General features: G+C 68.8%; 11 protein-coding genes. 6 read left to right on the forward strand and 5 right to left on the reverse strand.

The genetic code is table 11. The features are described from left to right. The 4 genes from AC1DYI_RS17025 to AC1DYI_RS17040 form a co-directional block, all read right to left on the reverse strand. A partial coding sequence (locus AC1DYI_RS17025; protein WP_477205322.1) for a hypothetical protein occupies window positions 1–240 on the reverse strand: 240 nt, incomplete at its 3' end. 303 nt (window positions 241–543) lie between these two features. Continuing rightward, window positions 544–2283: a S8 family peptidase gene (locus tag AC1DYI_RS17030; RefSeq protein ID WP_477205323.1), complete on the reverse strand. Its 1740-nt coding sequence runs from the start codon at window positions 2281–2283 to the stop codon at window positions 544–546. Between the two features lie 221 nt (window positions 2284–2504). Continuing rightward, window positions 2505–3200: a lysoplasmalogenase gene (locus AC1DYI_RS17035; RefSeq protein WP_477205324.1), complete on the reverse strand. Its 696-nt coding sequence runs from the start codon at window positions 3198–3200 to the stop codon at window positions 2505–2507. 140 nt (window positions 3201–3340) lie between these two features. Then, window positions 3341–4249: a LysR family transcriptional regulator gene (locus tag AC1DYI_RS17040; protein ID WP_477205325.1), complete on the reverse strand. Its 909-nt coding sequence runs from the start codon at window positions 4247–4249 to the stop codon at window positions 3341–3343. A gap of 82 nt (window positions 4250–4331) precedes the next feature. Between AC1DYI_RS17040 and lysA the strand changes: the two genes are divergently transcribed. Further along, window positions 4332–5567: a diaminopimelate decarboxylase gene (gene lysA, locus AC1DYI_RS17045; protein ID WP_477205326.1), complete on the forward strand. Its 1236-nt coding sequence runs from the start codon at window positions 4332–4334 to the stop codon at window positions 5565–5567. Between the two features lie 22 nt (window positions 5568–5589). Here lysA and AC1DYI_RS17050 read toward each other — a convergent pair whose 3' ends face one another. Next, the gene (locus AC1DYI_RS17050; protein WP_477205327.1) at window positions 5590–7230 is read right to left on the reverse strand and encodes a M48 family metalloprotease; all 1641 of its coding nucleotides are present in this window, start codon (window positions 7228–7230) and stop codon (window positions 5590–5592) included. A 130-nt stretch (window positions 7231–7360) separates the two neighbouring features. On the opposite strand from AC1DYI_RS17050, the gene moaC reads away from it, so the two are divergent. From moaC to AC1DYI_RS17075, 5 genes are all read left to right on the forward strand, one after another. After that, window positions 7361–7843 carry a cyclic pyranopterin monophosphate synthase MoaC gene (moaC, locus tag AC1DYI_RS17055; protein WP_477205328.1) on the forward strand — a complete coding sequence of 161 codons (483 nt, stop codon included), beginning with the start codon at window positions 7361–7363 and terminating at the stop codon, window positions 7841–7843. 186 nt (window positions 7844–8029) lie between these two features. Next, window positions 8030–9586 carry a methyl-accepting chemotaxis protein gene (locus tag AC1DYI_RS17060; RefSeq protein WP_477205329.1) on the forward strand — a complete coding sequence of 519 codons (1557 nt, stop codon included), beginning with the start codon at window positions 8030–8032 and terminating at the stop codon, window positions 9584–9586. 17 nt (window positions 9587–9603) lie between these two features. After that, a complete protein-coding gene (locus tag AC1DYI_RS17065) occupies window positions 9604–9975 on the forward strand; it encodes an energy transducer TonB (protein ID WP_477205330.1) in 372 nt (123 codons plus the stop codon). 92 nt (window positions 9976–10067) lie between these two features. Continuing rightward, window positions 10068–10817, forward strand: a complete 750-nt coding sequence (locus AC1DYI_RS17070; protein ID WP_477205331.1) for an SDR family oxidoreductase — start codon at window positions 10068–10070, stop codon at window positions 10815–10817. 135 nt (window positions 10818–10952) lie between these two features. After that, window positions 10953–11176: hypothetical protein (locus AC1DYI_RS17075; protein ID WP_477205332.1), on the forward strand; the 224-nt coding region annotated here is incomplete at its 3' end.

Consider the following 11176-nt stretch of genomic DNA (forward strand, 5'->3'; position numbering starts at 1 on the left):
GTAGTGCACGATCAGGCGGTCGGTGCTGTCTTCGTCGGCAGCCTGCGCGCGCGATTGCGGCAGATGGTCGCCTTCGGTCGCCTCGTTGACGACACGCTGAAGCCCGGCAACCGAGGCGGCTTTGGCCGGTGGTGCCAGCAGGCCGGCGCCGGCCAGCAATGCGGCCCCAGCAGCCAGGGGCCAGGCCGGGTGGCGGCGCAAGGCGCGGGTCTGGGGACGGGCAACAGGGCTCGAACGCATCGGCGGCTCCGGGCAGAAATGAAAAAAGACCCGCAGCAACGGGCTGCGGGCCTTCATCGTTTCGGCCAATTGGCCGGTGAAATAAGCCTATTTCAGGCTTTCACCCGTGCGGTATTTGGCGTTGCCGCCGCCGGATGCTCCTCGCGGCCAGCGCACGGCCGGTCCACGGCCCGGCTTGCAAGCCTGGCCGGCTGCGCAGGCGACAGGATGTGCGTCGGCACATCCCATCGTCCGGCTCCGCCCAAAGCGGCCGCGCACCCTCGCGGAGGGTGGTGGCGGTATCCCGCCGCCGGGTGCCCCATTTCACTGGCTCAAGCCCAGCGTGTAGGCACCGCTCGAGCCGGTGTTGCCCGAGTAGTAGTACGCGCGCACATACCAGGTCACCGCCGAGCTGCCGGTGTTGGTGCGCGAGAACGAATCGACCTGGCCGGTGCCCTTTTCGCTCGCGTTGAGCTGCGTGCCCGACGAGTTGTACATGTACAGGTCGTAGTCGGAGCTGCCGTTCGGCGTCAGCGTGACAGACAAGGTCTTGCCGGCGCCAACGGTCACCTTGTAGTAGTCGGTGTCGCTGGACGAGCTCATCGTGCCCAGCACGTTGGCCGGGTTGACGCTGATCGTCTGCGCCGTGGCGAGCGTGTTGTTCGACTCGACTTCCGGTACGTCGTTGCCGCCACCGCCGGCAGCATCGACCGCGGCATTCGCGTCGACGATGCCGGTGCCGCACTGCGAGCAGCTGCCGGGGAAGGGGCGGGTTGAACCCTTGAGCTTGGTCTCGATCTGGTCCACCGTCAGCGCGCTGTTCTTGGCGAACATCAGCGCCACCACGGCCGCGACGTGCGGCGAGGCCATCGACGTGCCTTGGTAGTAGGCGTAGGTGTCGGACCCGGGTGTGGTGGTGCCGGTGTTCAGCGTCGAGTAGATGCCGTCGCCGTTGACGCTGGTGTCGCCACCAGGCGCGGCCACGTCGACGACCGAGCCGTAGTTCGAGTACCAGGCGCGCGAGCCGCTGCGGTCGGTCGCTGCCACGGTGATCACACCCGAGCAGTTGGCCGGGTTGTAGGCCGAGGCGTCGGCTTGCGAGTTGCCCGCTGCCACGACGACCACGGTGCCGCGGTTGCGGGCGCCGGTGATGGCGGCTTGGGTTGTCGAATCGCAGGCGCCCTTGCCGCCGAGCGACATGTTGATCACCTTGGCGACGTTGGTGTTGGCCGGCACGCCGCTGACGCTGCCGCCCGAGGCCCAGGTGATCGCATCGGCGATGTCCGAGGTGTAGCCACCGCAGCGGCCCAGCACGCGGGCCGGCACCACCTTGGCGTTGAAGGCCACGCCGGCGACGCCGCTCGAGTTGTTGGTGACCGCGGCGATCGTGCCGGCCACGTGGGTGCCGTGCCAGCTGGAGTTTTGCGCCGCGTGGGTGCCGCCGCAGATGTTGGCCGTGATCCAGTCGCCCGGGTCCTTGGCGTCGCTGTCGCGGCCGCCGCCGTCGTTGGCGGTCCAGGTGTCGGAGATGAAGTCGTAGCCGCCGACGATGTTGGCCGCCAGGTCGGCGTGGGGGCGGTAGCCGGTGTCGATGACCGCGACCTTGACGCCGCTGCCTGTGGACTTGTCCCAAGCTGCCGGCGCGCGCAGGCCGCCGGTGGTCTCGAAGTAATGCCACTGGCTGCCGTAGCTGGTGTCGTTGGGCGTCATCAACGCGTGCATGCGGCGGTCGGGTTCGGCGAACTCGACATCGATATCGCCGCTGCGCACGGCCTTCGCCAGGCCTTGGACCTCGGCCACGGTCAGCAGGCGATCCAGCTTCATCACATGGGCGCCGAACGCATTGCTGCGCAGGAATTTCATCTGCACCCCGGCGCGCTGGACCGCCTCGTGGGCGCGCGCCATCGATTGGGCATCGGCATGGGTGGCCGCAGCGGTGCCGGCCTTGTATTTGATGATCAGTCGATCCGTGTGGCCTGTGATGGCCGCGTGCAAGTCGCTCAGGTCGTCGGTCGCGTTGCTGCCTGCGAAGGCAGCCGGGGAACAAGCCAGAGCGGCAGCCATGGCCAAGCAAGACGCAACAACACCTCTGCGTGCAATCAGACTCATGAACACTCCTCGATCACTGTGGATTGATCAGCCGACAGCGCGGGTGGCACTTTCGGCCTATGCCCCGATCAGGGCGGCGCGATCATCAGCTCAAGGTTTTTGTGTCACGAATGCGGCTAACCCTCGTCGATCATCATCAATATTCAACAAATATCGTTAAACGCAGGGATTACCCGTTATTTGTGCTGATCTTTTTCTTCAGGAGAGTCGTGGAGGAGTCTCAGAGAGCCGGCGATGAAAGCCTGCGCCAGCCAGTAGGTCGCCAGGATCCACAGGGTGGCGGCCGGTAACGCCAGCGCGAACTTGTTGACGGCCAGCGTCGCGTCCGACGCCATGAACAGTGCTCCGCCGATCGCCGCGCGGCGCGCCCATGGCTCGGTCGACCCTCCGCGCGCGGCCAGCCAGACGGCTGCCGCCTGCGCCGCCATGCAAGCCAGCGCGACGACATAGACCAGCACCGGCGCCCGCAGCTCAGCCGGCACGTGTGGCCACAGCCGCGACAGGATCGCACCAGCCAGCAGCGCATAGGCGGCAAAGGGCAGCGGCTTGGCCGCGAGGCGCAAACCGCGGGTGAACGCGACGATGTAGGCCAGGTGGGCCAGCAGGAACGACACCAGCCCGGGCAGAAAGCCGGATTGCGGCCACAGCAACGCGACGTCGCCGGCGAGTGACAGCACCAGGCCGATGCGCAGCCAGCGCCGGCGCGCCGGCTCGTCTGCCCCGCGCGGCCAGGCCCAACCGATGATCAGCAGCGTGGTCAGCGGCTTCAGCACAAAGAACAGCTGGGCGAAACCCAGCAGCTCGGCGGCGATCGCCAGCACCGCGGACAAGGCGGCGGCGGGCAGCAACAGGGAGGTCGAAGGTCGGGTCATCGGTGCGCAGTGGGTGGCGAATAGAGGGCATTCTTGCCACGGCCCCAGGCGCGCGGCGGCCGCAAACTGTGGCCAGTGTCGGGGCGAGCCACCATCGGTGAAAGCATGGGCGACCGGCGCGAGAACCTTCGTTTAGACCTTCAAGAAGGCCCGGCGCGCCGCAGGGCAGCGGCCTCTTCCTGCAGCGCCTCCACCAGCCGGTCCACCAGCGGGTTCGCCGGCCGGTGCAGTGGCCGCACCAGGTTCACCCGGAAAGGGATCGCCACAGCGAGCGGCCGCACCAGCAGCTTCGGCCCGGCCTGCTCCATCGCGGTCAGCGGGTTGACGATGCCCAGTCCCAGCCCATGCTTGACCATCGCGCAGACCGACACCGCACTGTGGGTCTCGATCGCTTGCTGGCGTTGCACGCCCTGCTGCTCGAACAGGCCGTCGATGATCTGCCGGTAGGGGTCGCCAGGCGCCAGGCTGACGAAGGCCTGGCCGTCGAAGTCGCTCAGCTTCAGCCGCCGCTTGGCCGCCAGCGCATGGCCTGCGGGCAGCACCGCCACCTCGTTCATCTCGACCAGCAGCTGCTGCGTGGTGCCGGCCGGCGCCGCGTCGCTTTCGGTCAGGCCGAGGTCGCAGCGCTGCGTCGCGAGCCATTCCTCGAGGTAGGGCGACTCCTGCTGCGTGATGGCCAGGCCGACGCCGGGGTGCCGGGCCAGCAAGCGGGTGCACGCCCCCGGCAGCAGCCCATGCGACAGCGCCGGCAGGCAGACCACCGACAGCTGACCCTGGGCGAACTGCCGCAGCCGTGCCGCCGTGGCCGCGATCCGCTCCAGCCCCAGGTACGAGCGCTGCACCTCTTCGTACAGCGCGAACGCCTGGGCGGTCGGCTGCAGGCGGCCACGCACCCGGTCGAACAGCCGCAGGCCCAGCAACTGCTCGAGCCGCGCCAGCTCGCGGCTCACGGTGGGTTGCGAGGTGTGCAGCGCCTGCGCTGCGGCCGTCACGCCGCCAGCGTTCATCAGCGCGCGAAAGATGTCGACATGGCGGTGGGTGATGCGCATCGTCGCAACCATATCAGTGATGAATAGGTGATCGACAAATCAGTTCTTCTGCGAATCGACGAACTGCGCCACCATAGGCGGCATGTCGCCCTTCGCCCCCACCACGCTCAGCATCCTCGCCCAAACCCATGGCACCCCGCTGTGGGTCTACGACGCGGCCACCATCCGCAGCCGCATCGCCGAGCTGGCCCGGTTCGACACCCTGCGCTTTGCGCAGAAAGCCTGCTCGAACACCCACATCCTGCGCTTGATGTGCGCGGAAGGCGTGGTGGTCGACGCGGTGTCGCTGGGTGAGATCGAGCGTGCACTGGCCGCCGGCTACGTGGCGGGCACCGAGCGCGACGAGATCGTGTTCACCGCCGACGTGATCGATCGCGCCACCTTGGCCGCGGTGGTGCAGCACCGCATCCCGGTCAACGCCGGGTCGATCGACATGCTCGACCAGCTGGGCCGGCAGTCGCCCGGTCACCCGGTGTGGCTGCGCATCAACCCGGGCTTCGGCCACGGCCACAGCCGCAAGACCAACACCGGCGGCGAGAGCAGCAAACATGGCATCTGGCACGCCGACCTGCCGCAGGCGCTGGAGGTCGTGCGCCGGCACGGCCTGCGCCTGGTCGGCACGCACATGCACATCGGCTCGGGCGTGGACTACGAGCACCTCGCGCGGGTGTGCGACGCGATGGTGGCGCTGGTCGCCAGCATCGACTACCCGCTGGAGGCTGTGTCGGCCGGCGGCGGCCTGTCAGTGCCTTACCGCAGCGGCGAGCCGCGCATCGACCCGGCCCATTACTTCAGCCTGTGGGACGCCGCGCGCCGGCGGATCGAGGCGCAGCGCGGACACCCGGTCCGGCTCGAGCTCGAGCCCGGCCGCTACCTGGTGGCCGAGTCCGGCGTCTTGCTCGCCGAAGTGCGGGCGGTGAAGGACATGGGCAGCCACCGCTTCGTGTTGTGCGATGCCGGCTTCAACGAACTGATGCGCCCGGCGATGTACGGCGCCTACCACCACATCGAGGTGTTGCGTGCCTCGGGCGAAGCACCGGCCGGCCCGCTGCGGCCCACGGTGGTGGCCGGACCCTTGTGCGAGTCGGGCGACGTGTTCACGCAGGGCGAAGGTGGCCTCGTGCTGCCGCGCGAGCTGCCCACCGCGCAGGTGGGCGACCTGCTGGTGTTCCACGACACCGGTGCCTACGGCGCGTCGATGTCCTCGAACTACAACAGCCGCCCGCTGGCGGCCGAGGTCCTGGTCGACGCTGGTGCGGCGCGCCTGATCCGGCGCGCCCAGACGGTGGCCGAGCTGCTGGCGCTGGAAGCGGTGTAGGCGGGGCCCGCCCGCCCGGTGGTCAGGGCACGTCTTCGGGGTGCCGCTCGCCGCGCATCTCGGCCAGCAGCTGGCGCCGGTCGCGCTCCATCTCGCGCAGCCGCGACTGGATCACCGACACCTCGACATAGTCGTCGGAGCGGGTGTCGAGCGCGATCTGGCGCGCCGCGCGCAGCCGGTCGACCGCGCCCAGCACATCGCCATTGGCAAAGGCGGCTTCGGCACCAGCGCGCAGCGAACGCAGGCGCAAGCCCAGCGGCTCGGCGCACTGGGCCAGTATTTGCCAGGCCAGCGCATCGCGCTTGTGCTCCGAGACCCAGGTCTGCAGAGCCTCGGTGGCATGGCGCATCGCCTCGGCCGCGCCGGGGTCGCCGCTGCGTTGGCGTGCCAGCGCCGCCTGGGCCCGCACCATCATGGCTGGGCGCGTGCGGTCGCTGGCCAGCGGTGCCAAGGCACTGGTCAATGCCGGTGCCAGCTGCGCGGCTGGCCCGCCGCGCTCGGCGAGCATCGCGACCCGCAGCAGCGCGAATTGGCGCGTTGCTTCGGGTTCGCCGGCAAACGGCCCGCGGGCCAGCGCTTCACCGGCGGTGATGGCCTGGGCCGCATGGTCGAAATCGCGCAGCAGGATCGAGGCCTGCGCGCCGGCATACAGCGTGGCCAGGCGCGGCAGGTCGGTGGCCGGCGAGCCGGGCGCGGCCAAACCCTGCAGGCGCAGCAAGGCCTGGTCGGTGTGGTCCATCAGCGCCTTCGCGCGGGCCTGCATCAGCGCGTGTGGCACGGCCGATTTCACGGGCGCCGGCAAGCCGGCCTCGCGCACCCGCAGCCGCGCATCGCTGATCCGCTCGATCGTCAGCGGGTGGCTGCGCAGGTAGGGGTATTGGTTGCTGTCGTTCAGCCGCATCGCACCGTCGAGCTTCTCGAACATGCCGACCATGCCGGCCGGCGCGAAACCGGCGCTGGTCAGCACCTCGATGCCGATGCGGTCGGCCTCACGCTCCATCTCACGCGAGAAGTTCAGCTGCCCCTGCACCGCGGCAGCCTGGGTGCCCATGATCACCGCCTGCGCCGCGTCGGTGCTTTGGGCACGGCTGGCCGCCAGCACGCCCAGGATCAAACCGGCCATCGTCGCCAGGCCCTGGCGCTGCTGGCTGATCGCGCTGCGGGCGATGTGGCGCTGGGTCACGTGCGACAGCTCGTGCGCCAGCACCGATGCCAGCTCGTCACCGCTGCCGGTCAGCGCGATCAGCCCGAGGTAGACGCCGACATAACCGCCCGGCAGCGCAAACGCATTGACCGGCCGTTCGCCGACCAGGAAGGGCTCCCAGGCGAAGGCCTTGTCGAGGTCGGGCCCGATCTCGCCGCGTGAACGGGCGGCGGCCAGCAGCGGGTCGAACAGCGACGACAGGTATTCGAGCAGCGCCGGATCGTCCAGATAGGCCGGGTCGCGCCGGACCTCGCGCATGATGCGGTCGCCCAGGCGCCGCTCGGCCAGGATGTCGAAGTCTTCGGACACCGAGTCGCCCAATGCAGGCAGGCGCACCTGGGCTTCGGGTTGGCTAGCAGGCCAGGTGCTGATCAGCGCGGCGGCCAGCGCCAGGGGCATCCAACGGCCAGCGGCCGGCCAGGGGCGCGCGCGGCGCAGGCGAGGGGTGAGGTCAGACAAGGCAGCGTGCGGTCGTTGGCGGTTGAGCGAAAGCCGGTGGACCCGGGCCGGCCACCGAAGGTTCCGGTCGGGCCGTCGCTATGATGACATTGCCTGTCGGGAGCGAATGTGTCGCGCCCGTTTACACACCATGCCCGACCCGCTGACCCACTTCGATCCCCACGGCCAGGCCCACATGGTCGACGTGTCGGCCAAGGCCGAAACGCACCGCGTGGCCCGTGCCACCGGCACGATCCGCATGCAGCCGACCACCTTGGCGCTGATCGCCGGCGGCCAGGCCGGCAAGGGCGACGTGATCGGCATCGCCCGCATCGCGGCGATCCAGGCCGCCAAGCGCACGGCCGAGCTGATCCCGCTGTGCCACCCGCTGCCGCTGACCCGGGTCAGCGCCGAGTTCACACTCGACGACGCCGCCTCGGCGGTGCACTGCACCGTGCAGGCCGAGACCTTCGGCCGCACCGGCGTCGAGATGGAAGCGCTGACCGCGGTCCAGGTCGGCCTGCTGACCATCTATGACATGTGCAAGGCCGCCGATCGCGGCATGACGATGACCGACATCCGTCTGCTTGAGAAGCAGGGCGGCAAGTCCGGCCACTGGGTCGCCGGCACCTGACGTCACCGGGCGATCGCGGGCCCCGCCGTGTGGCCGATCACGCATCGGCCGTAATGGCGCGGTAATAAGCCCGTGTTCACCCTCATCTTGGGGGCTTCAGTCGCCACAGCCCCTGCCGATACTGCAACGACGGCCTGACAAGAGGCCGACCTATTCGTCGTTGTGGTACCCCAGGAGGGTTTTGTTGTGACGTTTCTTTGGAATTTGAAGATTGGCGCGCGCCTCGCGCTGGCCTTCGGCGCATTCATCGTGTTGCTGCTGGCCGTCTGCGGCTACAGCGCCGTGAGCAGCAGCCGCTTGGCCGACGACCTCGAGGCCACCGCCACGATCGACCTGACCCGTGTCCAGCTGGCCTACCAACTGGAGCAGCAAGCGGGCCTGATCGCCCGCGCCAGCCGCGAACTGCTGCTGGTGGACGGTGCGGGCCAGATCAAGAAGCAGCGCGAGCTGATCAAGAAGAATCTGGCCGACGCCGACACGACCTTCACCAAGCTGATTGGTCTGGGCTCCGGCGGCGACAGCGACGCCGCGATCACCGCGGTGCGCGAAAGCAAGGACCAGTACACCAAGACGGTCGCCAAGTTCCTCGAAACGCTGGACGCCGGCAACCCCGACGACGCACGCACCGCGCTGTTGATCGAGCTGCGCCCTGTCCAGGCCGCCTACGAGAAGGCCGTGGATGCGCTTGCCGCGGTGATCTCGAACCAGGCCGAAGACCGTGCCGCCAACGGCCACAAGACCGCGCAGACCACGAGTCTGGGCGCGATGGTGCTGGGCGCGATCGGCGTGTTGCTCGCGGTAGCCGCCGGCTTCGCGATTTCGCGTTCGATCACCTTGCCGCTGGGCCAAGCGGTGGCCGCTGCCCAGGCCATCAAGTCGGGCGACCTGCGTGGCCGCATCGAACCCCGGGGCCGCGACGAGATCGCGCTGTTGCTCACGACGATGCGCGACATGCAGAGCCACCTGACCCATGTGATCGAAGACGTGACCCGCGCCGCGCACGACGTGGCCAACAGCTCCGACGAGATCGCCCACGGCAACGCCGACCTGTCGGCCCGCACCGAGCGTGCGTCGACCAACCTGCAGCAGACCGCGTCGGCGATGGAAGAGATTTCGGCCACCGTGGCCGGCTCCAGCGCCAAGTCGCGCGAAGCCTCGGACGTTGCTTCACGCGCCCGCACCGCCGTGATCCAGGGCGGCGAATCGGTCGACAGCCTGGTCGGCACGATGACCCGCATTGCCGAGTCGAGCACGCGCATCAAGGACATCATCTCGGTGATCGACGGCATCGCGTTCCAGACCAACATCCTGGCGTTGAACGCAGCGGTCGAGGCCGCTCGCGCCGGTGAACAAGGCCGCGGCTTCGCGGTGGTCGCCGGTGAAGTGCGCTCCCTGGCGGCACGCGCCGCCTCGGCGGCGAAAGAAATCAAGGTGCTGATCGACGACTCGGCCGAGAAGGTGGCCGTCGGCACGCAGACCGTGGCCGATGTCGGCAGCCGCATCAAGGGCATCGTCGACGAGGTCGTCGGCGTGCGCCAGCTGATCGAAGAGGTCAGCATCGCCAGCCAGCAGCAGGAAAGCGGCATCGGTTCGGTCAACTCCAGCGTGGCCGACCTGGACCAGGCGACTCAACAAAACGCCGCATTGGTCGAAGAACTGTCTGCGACGACCGAATCGTTGAAGTCCAACGCCTCGCGCCTGGTGTCCAGCGTCGAGTTCTTCCGCATCCCCACCGCCGCCTGAGCCGAAAGCAGTCCACCATGAAAAAACTCGCTTCCTTGCCCGCCGCTCCGTGGTCCCCGCTGATGGCCCTCTCCGGCCTGGTGCTGGCCGCTGCGCTGGCCTTCGCCCCGAACCTGGCGCATGCCGACGGCGCGCCGAAGATCCTCAAGAAGGTGCCGCCGGAGTTCCCTGGCGAGGCCACCCGCAAGGGCGTCACCGACGGCGTGCTGAAGGCCAAGCTGACGATCGACGGCAATGGCGCGGTGACCGAGGTCGCCATCGTCGAAGCCACGCCGGCCAAGGCCAAGATATTCAACGACGCCGCCACCAGTGCGCTGAACCAGTGGAAGTTCGAAGCCAGCGGCAAGCCGCAGACCTTCGAGCTGAAGCTGGTCTTCACGCAAGAGTGACGCCCCCGGCGGCGAGGTAACGCCGCCGTTTCCGCACGCCACAATCTGAAGGCCTCGACTTTTCGTCGGGGCCTTTGTCATTGGGGAGCCGCATGACGGAACGCAACCTGTTGATCACCGGCGCCAGCCGCGGCATCGGCGCCGCCACCGCGGTGCTGGCCGCGAAGGCCGGCTGGAACGTGGCCATCAACTGCCGGCGCGAACATGGCGCGGCCGAAGAGGTGGCGGCGGCCGTGCGGGCCGAGGGGCGGCGCGCGGTCGTCGTGCCGGCCGACGTAGCCGACGAGGCGCAGATCCTGGCGATGTTCGCGGCCGTCGATGAGCAACTAGGCCCGCTGCACGGCCTGGTCAACAACGCTGGCGTGGTCGACGTGGCCGCGCGGGTCGACCAGATGAGCGCTGAGCGCCTGACGCGGATGTGGGCGATCAACCTGGGTGGCTCGATGCTGTGCGCGCGCGAGGCGATCCGCCGCATGGGCAAGAGCCATGGCGGGGAAGGCGGCGTGATCGTCAACCTGTCGTCGGCCGCGGCGCGTGTCGGCTCGCCCGGGCTGTACCTCGACTACTCGATGAGCAAGGCGGCGATCGACCACTTCACCACCGGCCTGGCGCGCGAGGTGGCGGCCGACGGCATCCGCGTCAACGCGGTGCGCCCCGGCATCATCGATACCGAGATCCATGCCACCAGCGGTCATGCCGAGCGCCTGGCCGCTGCCATTCCGCTGATCCCGATGGCCCGGCTCGGTACAGCCGACGAGGTGGCGCAGGCGATCGTCTGGCTGCTGTCGGACGACGCGGCCTATGTCAGCGGCACGCTGCTGGACGTGTCGGGCGGTCGCTGAAAGGTTGCATCCGCACCGATTATTTATGTTGCGGCCGTGCCGCATCCACCGTCTTGGTCGCTCCGTAGTTGCACTCGAGCCGCTGTTCCTGGCGCTCGAACCTAACGCCTCAATGCAACGAAACCTGGAGTCGACATGTCTGTTCAATCTTCACGCCTGTCTTCGCGTTCGCTGAAACGCGCCTTGGCCCGCACCGCCTTCGCCCTGGGCTGCGTGGCCGCCTTGCCTTCGGCGATGGCGGCCGGCGACTGCCCGCGCCCCTATGGTGCCGGCGTCACGCCGCATCGAGCGGTCTATGGCCTGAGCAGCCATCAGACGCTGGTCAGCTTCAAGACCTGCAACCCCGACAAGCTGCACAC

Source organism: Ideonella sp. P3_A4 (genome assembly GCF_056403075.1).